This window comes from Ruegeria sp. N4, assembly GCF_056531425.1.
The window spans coordinates 99,809-114,524 of sequence record NZ_JBQFLT010000003.1; the positions used below are offsets into that span (position 1 = coordinate 99,809).

Here is a 14,716-nt window from a genome sequence, read left to right on the forward strand (position 1 = left end):
TAAAATATCATTTCGTCAGACCGGCAAAGGGCTGCGCGAAGATCGCCATGCAGATGAGGAGACGCTCATGACCATCCAACAGATTTCCAGCTTCGCAGCCGGTGAGTGGGTTTCGCCCGGCGAAGGGGCCCGCACCATTGCCTGCGCTGTCACAGGCGAGGTGATCGCCACGGCGGGCAACAGCGCGTTGGACGTGCAGGCGATGTTGGACCACGCGCGCAACGTCGGCGGCCCGGCCTTGCGCAAGATGACATTTCACGAGCGGGCCAAGATGCTCAAGGCGCTGTCTCTGCATTTGGGCCAGCACAAGCAGGCCCTTTATGACCTGTCCTTCAACACGGGCGCCACGCAGTCGGATCACCTGATCGACATCGACGGCGGTATCGGCACGATGTTCGTCTTCGCTTCAAAGGGCCGGCGCGAGATGCCGGACGGGCATGTATATCTGGATGGTGAGGTCGAGCAGCTATCGCGCAATGGTACCTTTCTGGGTCAGCACATCTGCACCCCGCTGCATGGCGTGGCGGTTCATATAAACGCGTTCAACTTTCCTGTCTGGGGGATGTTGGAAAAGTTGGCGCCGACCCTGTTGGCAGGTGTTCCGGCGATTGTGAAACCGGCGACGAATTCCTGCTATGTGACTGAACTCTGTGTCCGGCTGATGTTGGACTCGGGCATTTTGCCAGCGGGCGCGCTGCAACTGGTCTCGGGCGGGCTGGGCGATATGCTGGATCGCCTGACCATGCAGGACGTGGTCAGTTTCACAGGGTCTGCCGATACTGCTCTGAACCTGCGGTCCAACCCTGTGATCTTGCAGAACTCGGTGCGGTTTGTGGCGGAACAGGACAGCCTGAATTGCTCGATCCTCGGCCCGGATGCGCAGCCGGGCACGCCGGAATTTGACCTGTTCGTCAAGGAAGTTCAGCGTGAAATGACCACAAAAGCGGGTCAGAAATGCACCGCAATCCGCCGGATCATCGCGCCCGAGTCGCAGGTGCAGGCGGTGATCGAGGCGCTGTCCGCGCGGCTGGCCAAAACGGCCATCGGAGACCCAAGGCTGGAGACCACGCGCATGGGCGCGCTGGTCTCGACCAGTCAGAAACGCGACGTTCTGGATAAGGCCGCGATCATCGGGCAAGAGGCCGAGCGTGTCTTTGGCAACCCGGATGATTTCACCGTCGATGGCGCGGATGCCGAGAAAGGCGCGTTTCTGCCGCCCATGCTGTACCACTGCGCCAACCCGGATGCGGCGCGGCGCGTGCACGACACCGAAGCCTTTGGTCCGGTCAGCACAGTGATGGGGTATCGCGATCTCGACCATGCGATCGAACTGGCGAACCGGGGGCAGGGGTCGCTGGTGGCGTCGGTTATCACCCATGACCCGGATGTGGCGCGGCAGGTTGCGATGGGGGCGGGGGCCTATCACGGGCGGCTTTACTTCAACAATCGCGACTCGATGACCGAATCCACCGGACACGGCTCACCCTTGCCGCATATGGTCCATGGTGGACCCGGTCGCGCCGGGGGCGGCGAAGAAATGGGCGGCGTGCGCGGCGTGAAACACTATATGCAGCGCACCGCCATTCAGGGTTCACCCGATCTGCTGACCGCAATTGGCGGCAAATGGGTGCCGGGTGCTACCGAGATCGCAGGCCCGGCCCATCCCTTTACCCGCAGATTCCACGAGCTTGCGATTGGTGAGACCATCCACACCGACCCGCGCTCCATCACGCTGGAGGACATCGAACATTTTGCCCATTTCACCGGTGATACGTTCTATGCCCACATGGATCAGGCAGCAGCGGAACGAAACCCGTTTTTCCCGGGCCGCGTCGCGCATGGATACCTTCTGCTGTCCTTTGCTGCGGGGTTGTTTGTTGAGCCGAATGAAGGGCCGGTTCTGGCCAATACCGGCCTGGACGGGTTGCGCTTCATGAAACCGGTCGAGGCGGGGGATACGATCAAGGTGCGCCTGACGGTCAAAAGCAAGACCAAGCGCAATGACGAATATGGCGAGGTTCGCTGGCATGTCACCCTGACCCAGCAGGATGATGATATGGTCGCAGAGTACGAATTGCTGACCATGGTCGCCTACTAGACCCACAAGGCCGGATGGAAATTCCGTCCGGCCCGATTATACTTGGCCTATGAAAGATACGGCTCCTGATTGGTTCGAAACCTGCGTCAGCCAACTGACAAACACGGGCACGCAGCGGGTGTGGTCGGTTCTGGTTACGATTTTTGGCGATCTTGCGCAGAACGGGTCGGATCAGGTGAGTGGTGCGCTGATTACCACGCTCACCGCTCTGGCCGGGATCAAGGCCGAAGCGACGCGTGTCGCGCTGCACCGGTTGCGCAAGGAAGGCTGGATCGAAAGTACACGGGTGGGGCGGAACAGTGTGCACAGGCTCACCGAATTCGGCCGCAGCCAAAGCGCCGCCGCCGCGCCGCGTATCTATGCCCGCGAAACGACTAGGCCTGATGTGTGGCATGTGCTGATTGCCAGCAATACCGAGAGTTCCCGGAAAGAACTGTCGGATTTGATGCTGACCGGGGACTATATCTCGGTGAGTCCCACAACAGCCATGGCGCCCGGCCCGATCCCGGACGGGCTAGAGGAGTTGCTGGGCATCGAAAGCAGCACCATCGCGGCACCCGATTGGCTGCGTGATCTGTGCGGGCCAGAGGCCCTGAAAACGGCGTATGACCAGTTCTGGAGCTCGATTCAGGGTGTCGAACACCTTCTGCCCGCAAAAGGCGTGAACGATGCGCTGCGAACTGCCGTGTTGCGCGTTTTAATCGTGCACGGGTGGCGGCGTCTGATCCTGCGCCACCCGGCCCTGCCACCTGCCTTTCTGCCTTCGGATTGGAAGGGGGAAGAGTGCCGCGAGGCGGTCTTTCGGTTGCTGGACAAGCTGCCCCGCCCCGATCTTGCAACATTGGAAGCCGCGCTGGACGATTGACGCAGGGCCGGTTGCCCAGACCTGTGAAGGCACAAAACCAGCGGCTTGGGTTGGTTCGACCATTGTGGCGGCATAGGCATGGATAATCATGTTACACAATATGCGAAGCAGGCGATGATATGGTAACATAAGGCTTGCCTCGAATCGGATCTGCATTTATTAACCGACCAGACGGTTAATGACGGTTCCTGCGAACAGGAGACATTACAGATGGACGCATTCATTTGCGACGCGACGCGCACTCCGATTGGACGGTATGGCGGAGCGTTGTCTTCTGTGCGCACGGATGATCTGGCCGCCATCCCGCTGGCCGCCCTGAAGGCCCGCAATCCCCAGGTTGACTGGGCCAGCGTGGATGATGTGATCTATGGCGACGCCAATCAGGCAGGTGAAAGCAACCGCAATGTGGCACGCATGGCCGCGCTATTGGCCGGGTTGCCGATTGACGTTCCCGGAACAACGATAAACCGCCTGTGTGCAAGCGGCATGGATGCGGTCGGAATGGCCGCGCGCGGGATCAAGGCGGGGGATTACGATCTGGCCATCGCGGGTGGTGTAGAAAGCATGTCTCGCGCGCCGTTTGTGATGCCCAAGGCGACGTCCGCCTTCACGCGCAGCAATGTGGTGTATGACACCACGATTGGCTGGCGCTTTGTGAACCCTAAGATGCAGCAGGATTACGGGATCGATTCCATGCCGCAAACCGCTGATAACGTGGCCGAGGATTACGGGATCAGCCGCGAGGATCAGGATGCCTTTGCCGCGCGCAGCCAGGCCCGTTGGCAGGCCGCGCATGCCGCCGGAGTGTTCAGCGACGAAATCACCCCGGTCTCGATCCCGCAGCGCAAGGGCGATCCGATCGTCTTGGACACCGACGAACATCCGCGACCGGGAACAACGGCAGAAAAGCTTTCGGGCCTCAAGGGAGTGAACGGACCGGACAAGACGGTTACGGCGGGAAATGCCTCGGGCGTGAATGATGGGGCCGCTGCGATCCTGATGGCGAATGAGGCGGCAGCGGCAAAGAACGATCTGACCCCAATGGCCCGCGTGGTAGGCATGTCGGTCGCGGGGGTAGAGCCGCGTGTCATGGGGATCGGTCCGGTGCCTGCCAGCCGCAAGGTTCTGGCCCGTGCGGGGCTGAGCATCGATCAGATGGACGTGATAGAGTTGAACGAAGCCTTCGCCTCTCAGGGGTTGGCGACACTGCGGGAACTGGGCGTGGCCGATGATGCACCGCACGTCAACCCGAATGGCGGCGCGATTGCGATTGGCCACCCCTTGGGAATGAGCGGCGCGCGGCTGGTACTGACCGCGGCCTATCAGTTGAAACGAACCGGGGGCCGCTATGCGCTGTGCACCATGTGTGTGGGTGTCGGGCAGGGCGCAGCCCTAATTCTTGAACGCGTGTGACGGAGGAGACGGAACATGTACGCTCAGATGGTAAAATCCGAAGCGTCGGACGACGATCCGGAAAAGCTGGCGGAATTTCAGGCGCGGATCGACGCGGATATCAAGATCGAACCCAAGGATTGGATGCCTCAGGCCTATCGCAAGACTCTGATCCGCCAGATCGGGCAGCACGCGCATTCCGAGATTGTCGGTCAATTGCCCGAAGGCAACTGGATCACGCGCGCGCCAACGCTGGAGCGTAAGGCGATCCTTTTGGCCAAGGTGCAGGACGAAGCCGGGCATGGCCTGTATCTGTACTGCGCTGCCGAAACGCTGGGCGTCAGCCGCGACGAGATCACCGAGATGCTGCTGGACGGGCGCATGAAATACTCGTCAATCTTCAACTATCCGACCTTGAACTGGGCCGATATCGGGGCGGTCGGGTGGTTGGTCGATGGGGCCGCGATCATGAATCAGGTGCCGCTGCAGCGCACGTCTTATGGCCCCTATTCCCGCGCCATGATCCGCATCTGCAAGGAAGAAAGCTTTCACCAGCGTCAGGGCTATGATGCGATCCGCAAGATGGCCGAAGGCACGCCCGAGCAGCGCAGGATGGCGCAGGACGCGCTGAACCGGTTCTGGTTCCCGTCGCTTATGATGTTTGGACCGTCCGACAAGGATTCCGTGCATTCGGCGCAGTCGATGGCGTGGAAGATCAAGATCAACACCAATGACGAACTGCGCCAGAAATTTGTCGACCAGACCGTGCCGCAGGCCGAGTATCTGGGCCTGACCATCCCCGACCCGGACCTGAAATGGAACGAGAACCGCGGGCATTACGATTTCTCGGAACCCGACTGGTCCGAGTTCTTCGACGTGCTCAAAGGCAACGGCCCCTGCAACGTGGATCGTCTGGCCGCGCGCAACAAGGCCTGGGATGACGGCCAGTGGGTCCGCGACGGGCTGCTGGCCCATGCCCGCAAGAAACGCGCTGGCAATCTGGCGGCGGAATAAGCTTGCCCAAAGGAGGAAACCCGATGAACAACGAATGGCCCCTGTGGGAAATCTTCATCCGCGGCCAGCATGGGATGAGCCACCGGCATGTCGGTTCGCTTCATGCGCCCGATGCGGAAATGGCGATCAAGAACGCGCGGGATGTTTACACCCGCCGCAACGAAGGCGTTTCGATCTGGGTGGTCGAAGCCAACAACATCTCGGCCTCGTCACCTAGCGACAAAGGCCCGCTGTATGAACCCAGCGAAAGCAAAGTGTACCGCCATCCGACCTTCTTCGACATTCCCGAAGACGTGGGGGCGATGTAATGAGTGTTTCGGTTTCCAACGACGCTTTGCTGCAATTCCTGCTGAGGATGGGGGACAATACCTTGATCCTGGGTCACCGCGTCAGCGAGTGGTGCGGCCATGCGCCGGTGTTGGAGGAGGACATCGCGCTGGCCAATACCGCGCTGGACCTGATCGGACAGACCCAGATGTGGCTTGGCCTTGCGGGCGAGGTTGATGGCGGCAAAAGCGCCGATGATCTGGCCTTTCTGCGCGATGCCTGGGATTTCCGCAATGTGCTGCTGGTCGAGGTGCCGAACGGCGATTTCGGTCGTACGCTGATGCGCCAGTTCCTGTTCGACGCGTGGCACTCGATCATGCTGGGGCGTCTGATGACATCCTCGGACGAGCGGGTTGCGGCCATCGCCGCGAAGGCCAGCAAAGAAGTTACCTATCATCTGGAACGCTCAGGCGATACGGTGGTGGGCCTTGGTGACGGGACCGAGGAAAGCCACGCAAGGATGCAGCAGGCGCTGGATTACCTGTGGCCTTACGTGGGTGAGATGTTTGTCAGCGACGATATCGATGCCCAGATGGTTGCAGCGGGGATCGCGCCGAACCCGTCCGATCTGCGCGCCGAATATGACGCTTTGGTTGAACTTGTTTTGACCAAGGCAACGCTGACCATTCCGGACAGCCGTTTTACCCATAAGGGCGGGCGCGATGGGCGGATGCATACCGAGCATCTGGGCCACCTGCTGACACAGATGCAATGGCTGCAACGCGCCTATCCCGGCGCGAAGTGGTGAGATGTGATGCAGGCCTCGACCGACCAGATCTGGGGCTGGCTGGATGCCGTTCCCGACCCCGAAATCCCGGTAATCTCGGTCGTCGATCTGGGCATTGTCCGTGACGTGCGGTGGGAGGCTGAAACGTTGGTCGTTACGGTCACACCAACTTATTCCGGCTGTCCGGCGACGTCGGTTATCAGCATGGATATCGAAACCGCCCTGCGCGATCACGGGATCGGGGATGTCCGGATCGAAACCAGCATCGCCCCCGCCTGGACCACCGATTGGCTGAGCGATAAGGGCCGTGCCCGGTTGGAAGACTATGGCATTGCACCGCCGCAACCGGCGGGCGGCCCGGACCGGTGCCCCCATTGCGGCAGCAAGGCGGTCGAGAAGGTCAGCCAGTTCGGCTCGACCCCCTGCAAGGCCCATTGGCGCTGCACCGATTGCCTGGAACCCTTTGACTATTTCAAGTGCATCTGAGGAGGAGCACCGGATGGCACGTTTTCATGATCTGAAAGTCACCGACATCCACAAGACCATCCGCGATGCGGTAGTGGTGACGCTTGAGCCCGTAAACGGTGCGGCGGATCAGTTCGACTTTACTGCAGGTCAGTACCTGACCTTCCGGCGTGATTTTGACGGTGAGGAACTGCGCCGTTCGTATTCGATCTGCGCGGGCAAGGATGACGGTGTTTTGCAGGTTGGGATCAAACGCGTCGAGGGCGGTGCCTTTTCAAGCTGGGCCAATGCAGAACTTACCGTTGGCGACGTCGTGCAGGCGATGCCACCTAAGGGCAGCTTCCACGCGCCCATCGATGCCGATGCAGAGAAACAGTATATTGGCTTTGCCGGCGGCTCGGGCATCACGCCGGTTCTGTCGATCCTGAAAACCACGCTGGCCCGCGAGCCCAAATCCCGTTTCACGCTGATCTATGCCAACAAAGGCATCAACACGATCATGTTCCGGGAAGAGCTGGAGGACCTGAAAAACCTCTATATGGGCCGCCTGAACGTGATCCACATCCTCGAAGCCGACGCGCAAGAGATTGACTTGTTCACCGGTCTGGTCACGCAGGACAAATGCGGCCAGCTTTTCAAGCATTGGATCGATATCACAAACGTGGACACCGCTTTTATCTGCGGACCGGAACCGATGATGCTGGGGATTGCCGCCGCTTTGCGCGACCACGGGCTGGAAGACAGCCAGATCAAGTTCGAGCTTTTCGCCAGCGCCCAACCGGGACGGGCCAAGCGCAAGGCAAGCGCGGCGCAGGCGGGCACGCAGGCCAACCAGACCAGTGCGTCGATCACGCTGGACGGGGCCACTCAGACCATGACCCTACCCAAGGATCAGTCCATTCTTGAGGCCGCGCTGGAAAACGCCATGGACGCGCCATACGCCTGCAAGGCAGGAGTTTGTTCCACCTGCCGCTGCCGCGTGCTCGAGGGCGAGGTCGAAATGCTCGCCAATCACGCGCTTGAGGATTACGAGGTCGAAAAGGGCTATGTCCTAAGCTGTCAGGCCTATCCGGTGACCGACCGCGTCGTCGTCGACTACGATCAGTGACAGGAGAGGATTGATGAGCGATACCATGACACTCGACAGCTATCTGGCCGCAGGCGGGGTGCTGACCAATCCAACCAATGTCCCGCCGCGATACCGGGCCGAACTGATGAAGCTGATGGCCACTTTCGTGGATAGCGAACTGGCCGGGGCCGCCGGGTTTGCCGACATTATCAATCAGGGGCCGGGCATCAAGGAACGCATCGCGGCCGCCAAGATCGTGCTTGAAAAAACCGACAACGCGGATCGCGTCCTGAAGATTATGGGTGAGTTCGGGGCAGACACCGAAAGATACGCCACCCATCACCCCTGGACCGCGCGTCTGGACCGTGATGCCGACATTGGCGCGACCCGCAGCAAACACGACATGCGCCTTGCGGTGTTCAACTACCCGATCAGCGGCTGGACAGATGCCGTCGTCATGAACCTGCTGATGAGCCGAGCCGTCGCCGAGCAACTGGCCGAGTTTTCGACGATCTCGTATCAGCCGCTGGCCGAGGCTTTCCGGATCATCGCGCCTATCGAGGCGAACCACGGCGATCTGGCCTTGGAGGGCGCAACCAAGCTGATCGCTGCGGGCGAGGCGGACGCGATGCAAAGCTCGGTCGATTATTGGTGGCCCCGCGTGGCAGCCTCGTTCGGGGGCGATGATCCGAAACGGTTCGAGCTTCTGAAATCCATGAACCTGAGACGCACCGAAAACCACATGCTGCGAGAGCGGTGGAACCATGCGATGGGCGAGACCTTGGCGACGTTGAACCTTAGAAAGCCCGTCTAGACCCTGTCGTCCGACTTGGCCGCCTGTAATTCGCGACCAGACGGCCCTTTGCTTTTGAGGTTGATTAGAGCATCAATATTTCTGATGCGTGACCGCAAATCTGTTGAATTGACGGGCCGTCTGAATCCGCTAACGTCTGCCGGATCAATGCGCCCCGAGGTCCCCATGCCGCAATCCGCCCGACTGTTGAATCCGATCCTGATCGTGGGGTGTATCATCATCACGGTCAGCTTCGCTGTGCGCGCCTCGTTCGGGGTGTTTCAGATCCCGATTGCGGATGAGTTCGGCTGGCTGCGCACCGATTTTTCCCTGGCCATTGCGATCCAGAACCTGGCCTGGGGCATTGGGCAACCGATCTTTGCTGCGATTGCCGAAAAGATCGGTGATCGAAAGGCGATCATCCTCGGTGCATTGACCTATGCCGCAGGTATGGTTCTGTCGGCCTGGTCGATCACGCCCTTTGGGCACCAGATGTACGCCTGGCTGGTGGGCTTTGGCATCGCAGGCACCGGGTTCGGCGTTGTTCTGGCTGTGGTTGGCCGCGCCTCATCGGACAAGAACCGGTCGATGTCTCTGGCGATTGTGACTGCTGCGGGCAGCTTCGGTCAGGTGATCGGCGCGCCAACTGCTGAATGGTTGCTCACCTTCCTGCCGTGGCAACAGGTGTTTATCGTGTTCGCCTTTGCGATCCTTGCGCTTGTTCTGACGCTGCCCTTCATGCGCGCGCCGCAACCGGTCAGCAAGGCCGAGTTGGAAGAAAGCATGAGCCAGATCCTGGGTCGCGCCTTCCGGGACCCATCCTACGCTTTGATCTTCTTGGGTTTTTTCAGTTGCGGCTATCAACTGGCCTTCATCACCGCCCATTTCCCGGCTTTCGTGACCGAGATGTGCGGCCCCATTCAGCCCGGAGGTGTTCTGCATTCGCTGGGTATCACCACCACTTCTGCCTTGGGCGCGGTGGCGATTTCATTGGTGGGTCTTGCCAATATCGGCGGCACGCTGTTGGCGGGCTGGGCGGGCAATCATTTCCCCAAGAAATACCTGCTCGCCGCGATCTACACAGCCAGAACCCTCGCGGCTGCGGCGTTTATTCTGATGCCGATCACGCCAACCTCGGTGATCGTCTTCTCAATCGTCATGGGATCGCTCTGGCTGGCCACGGTGCCGCTGACTTCGGGCCTTGTCGCGCATCTGTATGGGCTGCGCTACATGGGCACGCTTTACGGCTTCATCTTCCTCAGCCACCAGATCGGAGGGTTCCTGGGCGTCTGGCTCGGCGGGCGGATGTATGACGTCTATGGCGACTACACCATGGTCTGGTGGATCGGCGTCGCGGTCGGAGCGTTCAGTGCCATCGTCCATCTGCCGATCCGCGAAAACCGGGGCGCAACACCCGCAGCAGCCTAGCGCGCTTCTTCTTCGGTCAGCAAGCCTTCGGCCACCAGGCGATCCGCCCAGCCTTGCGGGCCGGTGAAGTGATGCGTCTGCCAACCACGGGACCGCGCGGTTTCGATGTTGTCGATCCGGTCATCCGCGAACAGCAACGCCTCGGGCGGCAGGCCACAATCGGCCTCGACCTGCGCATAGATCGGCACATGGGGCTTTACCATCTTCATCCGACCCGAGACATAGTGCCGGTCAAACTCGTTCAGAAACGGATAGACAGTGGTGGCATAGTCGAAATTCTGTACGCCGAAATTCGTCAGCGCAAAGACAGGCACGCCCTTGGCGCGCAAAGCTCGCTGCAACCGGACCGAATGCGGAATTTCAGGCGTGGCAAGTTCGATCCATTTGTCGTGCCACATGCGAATCTCGTCACGCCAGTTGGGGTATTTCTCGGCCCAGTTGTAGATCGTATCGGTGAAGTGATGGCCCTGATCCACCAGATCGTTCATGCCGTGCAGATCGACCTCGTCGAACATGGCGCGGCGGCGATCTTCTCCGATTACCCGGTCATAGTAACGTTCGGGTTGCCATTCGATCAGTACATTGCCGATATCAAAAATGACCGCTTGGATGGACATGTCGTGATCCTGTGTTTGGTTCCTGCCGCGCGCCGACTGAACCAAGCAAAGCGTTCAAGTTCAAGCACCAACCGCAGCGCGCAGCGCTGCCCGGCCCAACCGGAGAAGATGCATCTTTGATGCATCGCCGACGGGCGGGAGGGCTATGCCCGTTTTGCAGCCCTCAGTTCCCGTTCCAAGGCGTCCAGAAACCGGGACCGGTCGGCCTTGCTGAAGGGTTTGCCCCCGCCCCCTGCACCCAACGGATTTGCCGCGCGCAGGTCCGCCATCAGGTCGCGCATCGCCAGTTGCTGACCGATATTGGCGGTGGTGAACGCCTCGCCGTTGGGGCGCAGCACGCGGGTGCCGGCCTCGACACATTTTGCAGCCAAGGGGATGTCGGATGTGACCACCACATCGCCTGGCCCGCAGCGTTCGGCGATCCACTTATCCGCTTCGTCAGCCCCTTCCGAGACAATGACCACCTGCACCAAAGGGTTCGCCGAAGGCCGCAGCCCGCCATTCGACACCAGCGCCATCGGAACCTTGTGCCGTGTCGCCACCCGCTCGGCCTCGGCCTTCACGGGGCAGGCATCGCCATCGATATAGAGCGTTGTCACGCCTTCTTTGCCTCTTTCGTCGCCGCTGGCTTCTTTTTCACCTTGAACTCTTCCGGAATCGGCATTCGGTTGAATGCGTCCAGACCGGCGATCTTGTAGGCTTCGGCCAGCGTTGGATAATTGAACGTGTTCTGGACAAAGTAATCCACGGTGCCTTTCAGGTTCAGCACGGCCTGCGCGATATGGATCAGCTCGGTCGCGCCTTCACCGACGATCTGCACGCCCAGAACCCGGCGGGTTTTCAGCGAGAACAGCATCTTCAGCATGCCATGTTCCAACCCCATGATATGCCCGCGCGAGGTTTCGCGGAACCGCGCCACGCCGACCTCATAGGGAATGCCACGCTCCTGCAACTCCTCCTCGGACATGCCGCAGGTGGAAATCTCGGGTACCGAATAGATGCCATAAGGATACCAGGGGCTCTCAGGCAAGGTCGGTGTTTCCAGCGCGTGACACGCGGCAACACGCCCCTGTTGCAGCGAGGTCGAGGCCAGCGAGGGGTGCCCGATCACATCGCCGGTTGCGTAGATATGTGGCACCGAAGTTTGATAGGTCTTGCGATCCACCTTGATCCGGTTGCGGTGGTCTGTTTCCAGCCCGACCGCGTCCAGATTCAACGCCGAGGTCGCGCCCATCCGCCCGGCCGCAAACAACAGCATTTCGGCGCGAACGTGGCGACCGTTTTCCAGCGTGACTTCAACGTGGTCGCCGGTGTCTTCGATTTTCTCGACCGCAGAGCCCAATCGCAGATCGACACCGTTCTCGCGGATCTGATGGGTGAAATCGTGGATCAACCGGCTGTCGATGAAATCGAGGAAGGTTTCCCGTGGTTCGATCAACGTCACCCGCACATCCAGCGCCGAGAACATGGTGGCGTATTCCACCCCGATCACCCCAGCCCCGATGACGACCAGCGAGCGTGGAATCTCGGCCATCTCAAGAAAATCGTCACCATCCACGACGGTCTTGCCGTTGAAGGGCACATAATCGGGGCGATAGGTTTTGGTTCCGGTGGCGATCAGAAACTTGGCTGCGGTCAGGCGCGTTTTCTCACCGGCATCGGTGGCAACTTCGATCTCATGCGGGCCAACGAACGAGGCCAACCCGTTCAGGGTTTCCACGTGGTTGCGATTGAACTGGTGTTCCAGCACATCGACCTCATGATCCAGCGTCATATGCAGACGGGCCTTGAGGTCTTCGGCGCGGATCTGGTCCTTGACGCGATAGGACCGCCCATAAAAGCTGCGCTCGCGCCAGCCGGACAGGTTCAGCACCGTCTCGCGCAGGGTTTTCGACGGGATGGTGCCGGTATGGACCGACACGCCGCCAAACCGATCCTTGCGGTCGATCACCAACACGCGGCGCTTCAGCTTACCGGCCTGAATCGCGGCGGACCGCCCCGAGGGACCGGACCCGATGATGATCAGGTCGTAGTCATAATCGCTCATGCCTCAGTCTCCGTACAGCGCTTCGGCATGGAAGGTGATGTGGTCTTCCATGAAGGTGGACACAAAGAAATAGGAATGATCATAGCCCGGTTGCAGGCGATAAGTGGCCTGCTGGCGACGCTCGGCGATGGCGGCGGCCAGCGCTTCGGGGCGCAGCAGGTCGATGAACTGGTCGCTTGCACCGGTGTCGATCAGGATCGGGCCATCAAACCCCTTTTCCTTCATCAGCAGGGACGCATCATGTTTCGCCCAGGCCGCTTCGTCATCGCCCAGATAGGCTCTCAGTTGTTTGCGGCCCCATTCGGCCCCGGTTGGGTTCGAGATCGGCGCAAAGGCCGACACCGACCGGAAACGTCCCGGCAGGTTCATCGCCAGCGTCAGCGCACCGTGGCCGCCCATCGAATGACCGGTGATGGCTTGACGGTCCATGTCGATGGCAAAATTCTCGACCACCAAGGCGGGCAACTCCTCGGCCACATAATCCCACATGTTGAAATGCGGGGCCCAGGGGGATTGCGTAGCGTTCACATAGAACCCGGCACCCTGACCCAGATCGTAATCCTCGTGATCGGCCACACCTTCGCCGCGCGGCGAGGTATCGGGGAAGATGACCGCGATGCCCTGTTCAGCAGCCCAGGCTTGCGCCCCCGCCTTGGTCATCGCGTTTTCATGGGTGCAGGTCAGGCCCGACAGATACCACAGGATCGGAACCGGGCCGTCTTTTGCCTCGGCCGGAAGAAACAGGCCAAAGGTCATGTCGCATTGGCACGCGGTCGAGGCATGGCGGTAGACGCCCTGCACGCCACCGAAACAGGCATTTTCCGAAAGGGTTTCCATCAGGTCTTTTCCTTACGTTAGGGTTCGCCCATGGCTAACGGTCCAAGGCCCCTACGTAAAGTCCGGGCGCCTTCGTCGCGCGTATTTTTCGAAAAGGTGAAGATCAGAAGGTGGCGACCCATGCGATGACCACCGGAACGGTCAGGATGCTGGCCACAGTAGACAACAAAATCGCGGCCGAGGCGCGATGCGGGGCGACATTGTAATGAGCGGCCAGCATGTAGACATTGCCCGCCACGGGCAGCGCCGCCGCTGCGATTGCGACCGCCGCCGGAAAGGCATCGACGGGCACCAGCCAGATCACGGCCACGGCCACGCAGGCCGGATGGATGACCAGTTTGCAAAAGCTGAGCCAGGCGGCGATGTGGACGCGCTCGGCGGATTTTCCGGCCAGAGAGGCTCCGATGGCGAACAGCGCGCCGGGCGTTGCGGCCCCGCCCAGAATGGTCAGGAAATCATTCAGGGGGCCGGGTACCGGCACTTGCAAGGCTGACCAGATCAGACCGGCGGAAATGGACACGATCATCGGGTTTTTCAGCAAGCCGATCCCGATCAGGCGCAGCGTTGAAGGGGTTAGTTTTCCGTCCCGCCCACCGTTGATCAGAATGACAATCAGTGAGGAAAACACCACCAGATCAACCGCCAACACCAGCATCACCGGGCCAATCGCGGCCTCGGTCAGCAGCAGGGCCAGCATCGGCAGGCCCAGAAATCCGACATTGCCAATGGCGGCACATTGCGCCTCGACCGCTGCGGTGGGGATGTCCATGCCGCGCAACCACGCGACAAGGGTGGCAAGGGAATAAACCGCCAGCGTTCCGATCAGGTATCCTAGGATCAGGCGGCCATTGAAGATCTCGGCAAAGGGCAGGGTGGCCGCAAATCGGAACAACATCGCCGACAGTGCGAAAAAGAACACGAACTTGGTCAGATAGGCGGTGGCCTCGGCCGAGAAAAACCGGGTGCGCCCGGCCCAATAGCCCAGGCCGATGATCGCAAAGAAGGGCAGCGTGCGCAGAAAGACCTCGACCATGGGT

The 14,716-nt window shown here is 60.5% G+C and carries 15 protein-coding genes; 10 read left to right on the forward strand and 5 right to left on the reverse strand.

The window, feature by feature from the left end:
* The first annotated feature begins 67 nt into the window (after window positions 1–67).
* The 10 genes from paaZ (at window position 68) to ACR0LW_RS07025 (ending at window position 10,178) form a co-directional block, all read left to right on the forward strand.
* Window positions 68–2,098 carry a phenylacetic acid degradation bifunctional protein PaaZ gene (gene paaZ / locus ACR0LW_RS06980; protein WP_480882036.1) on the forward strand — a complete coding sequence of 677 codons (2,031 nt, stop codon included), beginning with the start codon at window positions 68–70 and terminating at the stop codon, window positions 2,096–2,098.
* A 49-nt stretch (window positions 2,099–2,147) separates the two neighbouring features.
* Window positions 2,148–2,963 carry a PaaX family transcriptional regulator C-terminal domain-containing protein gene (locus ACR0LW_RS06985; RefSeq protein WP_480882037.1) on the forward strand — a complete coding sequence of 272 codons (816 nt, stop codon included), beginning with the start codon at window positions 2,148–2,150 and terminating at the stop codon, window positions 2,961–2,963.
* 210 nt (window positions 2,964–3,173) lie between these two features.
* On the forward strand, window positions 3,174–4,376 hold the full coding sequence (gene pcaF / locus ACR0LW_RS06990; protein WP_480584801.1) for a 3-oxoadipyl-CoA thiolase: 1,203 nt from the start codon (window positions 3,174–3,176) through the stop codon (window positions 4,374–4,376).
* Window positions 4,377–4,391: 15 nt separating this feature from the next.
* Window positions 4,392–5,369: a 1,2-phenylacetyl-CoA epoxidase subunit PaaA gene (gene paaA, locus ACR0LW_RS06995; RefSeq protein ID WP_170736023.1), complete on the forward strand. Its 978-nt coding sequence runs from the start codon at window positions 4,392–4,394 to the stop codon at window positions 5,367–5,369.
* 23 nt (window positions 5,370–5,392) lie between these two features.
* Window positions 5,393–5,677 carry a 1,2-phenylacetyl-CoA epoxidase subunit PaaB gene (gene paaB / locus ACR0LW_RS07000; protein WP_170453879.1) on the forward strand — a complete coding sequence of 95 codons (285 nt, stop codon included), beginning with the start codon at window positions 5,393–5,395 and terminating at the stop codon, window positions 5,675–5,677.
* Complete coding sequence (gene paaC, locus ACR0LW_RS07005) at window positions 5,677–6,444, forward strand: 1,2-phenylacetyl-CoA epoxidase subunit PaaC (RefSeq protein WP_480584796.1); 768 nt, start codon at window positions 5,677–5,679, stop codon at window positions 6,442–6,444. Before paaB ends, paaC begins: the two co-directional genes overlap by 1 nt.
* 6 nt (window positions 6,445–6,450) lie before the next feature.
* Window positions 6,451–6,909 carry a 1,2-phenylacetyl-CoA epoxidase subunit PaaD gene (paaD, locus tag ACR0LW_RS07010; RefSeq protein WP_480584794.1) on the forward strand — a complete coding sequence of 153 codons (459 nt, stop codon included), beginning with the start codon at window positions 6,451–6,453 and terminating at the stop codon, window positions 6,907–6,909.
* Between the two features lie 13 nt (window positions 6,910–6,922).
* Window positions 6,923–7,996, forward strand: a complete 1,074-nt coding sequence (locus ACR0LW_RS07015; RefSeq protein WP_480882038.1) for a 2Fe-2S iron-sulfur cluster-binding protein — start codon at window positions 6,923–6,925, stop codon at window positions 7,994–7,996.
* Window positions 7,997–8,009: 13 nt separating this feature from the next.
* Window positions 8,010–8,771, forward strand: coding sequence for a Phenylacetic acid catabolic protein (locus tag ACR0LW_RS07020; protein ID WP_480584791.1), 762 nt, complete (start codon window positions 8,010–8,012; stop codon window positions 8,769–8,771).
* Between the two features lie 165 nt (window positions 8,772–8,936).
* Entirely contained in the window at window positions 8,937–10,178 is a 1,242-nt protein-coding gene (locus ACR0LW_RS07025; RefSeq protein ID WP_480882157.1) for an MFS transporter, read from the forward strand.
* Here ACR0LW_RS07025 and ACR0LW_RS07030 read toward each other — a convergent pair.
* From ACR0LW_RS07030 to ACR0LW_RS07050, 5 genes are all read right to left on the reverse strand, one after another.
* Window positions 10,175–10,795 (reverse strand): HAD family hydrolase, encoded by a 621-nt coding sequence (locus tag ACR0LW_RS07030; protein ID WP_480882039.1) that lies wholly within the window; start codon window positions 10,793–10,795, stop codon window positions 10,175–10,177. The genes ACR0LW_RS07025 and ACR0LW_RS07030 overlap by 4 nt on opposite strands.
* A gap of 143 nt (window positions 10,796–10,938) precedes the next feature.
* The gene (locus tag ACR0LW_RS07035) at window positions 10,939–11,394 is read right to left on the reverse strand and encodes a YaiI/YqxD family protein (protein ID WP_480626657.1); all 456 of its coding nucleotides are present in this window, start codon (window positions 11,392–11,394) and stop codon (window positions 10,939–10,941) included.
* On the reverse strand, window positions 11,391–12,842 hold the full coding sequence (gene sthA, locus ACR0LW_RS07040; protein WP_170632466.1) for a Si-specific NAD(P)(+) transhydrogenase: 1,452 nt from the start codon (window positions 12,840–12,842) through the stop codon (window positions 11,391–11,393). The genes ACR0LW_RS07035 and sthA overlap by 4 nt, the downstream gene beginning before the upstream one ends.
* A 3-nt stretch (window positions 12,843–12,845) precedes the next feature.
* Window positions 12,846–13,679 carry an S-formylglutathione hydrolase gene (fghA, locus tag ACR0LW_RS07045; protein ID WP_480882040.1) on the reverse strand — a complete coding sequence of 278 codons (834 nt, stop codon included), beginning with the start codon at window positions 13,677–13,679 and terminating at the stop codon, window positions 12,846–12,848.
* 103 nt (window positions 13,680–13,782) lie between these two features.
* Window positions 13,783–14,712 carry an AEC family transporter gene (locus ACR0LW_RS07050; RefSeq protein WP_480882041.1) on the reverse strand — a complete coding sequence of 310 codons (930 nt, stop codon included), beginning with the start codon at window positions 14,710–14,712 and terminating at the stop codon, window positions 13,783–13,785.
* Window positions 14,713–14,716: the final 4 nt, after the last annotated feature.

What these genes read in the sequence shown, in the direction of transcription:
- paaZ (WP_480882036.1), top strand. Translation starts at nt 68, where the DNA reads ATGACCATCCAACAGATTTCCAGCTTCGCAGCCGGTGAGTGGGTTTCG.
- ACR0LW_RS06985 (WP_480882037.1), top strand. Translation starts at nt 2,148, where the DNA reads ATGAAAGATACGGCTCCTGATTGGTTCGAAACCTGCGTCAGCCAACTG.
- pcaF (WP_480584801.1), top strand. Translation starts at nt 3,174, where the DNA reads ATGGACGCATTCATTTGCGACGCGACGCGCACTCCGATTGGACGGTAT.
- paaA (WP_170736023.1), top strand. Translation starts at nt 4,392, where the DNA reads ATGTACGCTCAGATGGTAAAATCCGAAGCGTCGGACGACGATCCGGAA.
- paaB (WP_170453879.1), top strand. Translation starts at nt 5,393, where the DNA reads ATGAACAACGAATGGCCCCTGTGGGAAATCTTCATCCGCGGCCAGCAT.
- paaC (WP_480584796.1), top strand. Translation starts at nt 5,677, where the DNA reads ATGAGTGTTTCGGTTTCCAACGACGCTTTGCTGCAATTCCTGCTGAGG.
- paaD (WP_480584794.1), top strand. Translation starts at nt 6,451, where the DNA reads ATGCAGGCCTCGACCGACCAGATCTGGGGCTGGCTGGATGCCGTTCCC.
- ACR0LW_RS07015 (WP_480882038.1), top strand. Translation starts at nt 6,923, where the DNA reads ATGGCACGTTTTCATGATCTGAAAGTCACCGACATCCACAAGACCATC.
- ACR0LW_RS07020 (WP_480584791.1), top strand. Translation starts at nt 8,010, where the DNA reads ATGAGCGATACCATGACACTCGACAGCTATCTGGCCGCAGGCGGGGTG.
- ACR0LW_RS07025 (WP_480882157.1), top strand. Translation starts at nt 8,937, where the DNA reads ATGCCGCAATCCGCCCGACTGTTGAATCCGATCCTGATCGTGGGGTGT.
- ACR0LW_RS07030 (WP_480882039.1), bottom strand. Translation starts at nt 10,795, where the DNA reads ATGTCCATCCAAGCGGTCATTTTTGATATCGGCAATGTACTGATCGAA.
- sthA (WP_170632466.1), bottom strand. Translation starts at nt 12,842, where the DNA reads ATGAGCGATTATGACTACGACCTGATCATCATCGGGTCCGGTCCCTCG.
- fghA (WP_480882040.1), bottom strand. Translation starts at nt 13,679, where the DNA reads ATGGAAACCCTTTCGGAAAATGCCTGTTTCGGTGGCGTGCAGGGCGTC.
- ACR0LW_RS07050 (WP_480882041.1), bottom strand. Translation starts at nt 14,712, where the DNA reads ATGGTCGAGGTCTTTCTGCGCACGCTGCCCTTCTTTGCGATCATCGGC.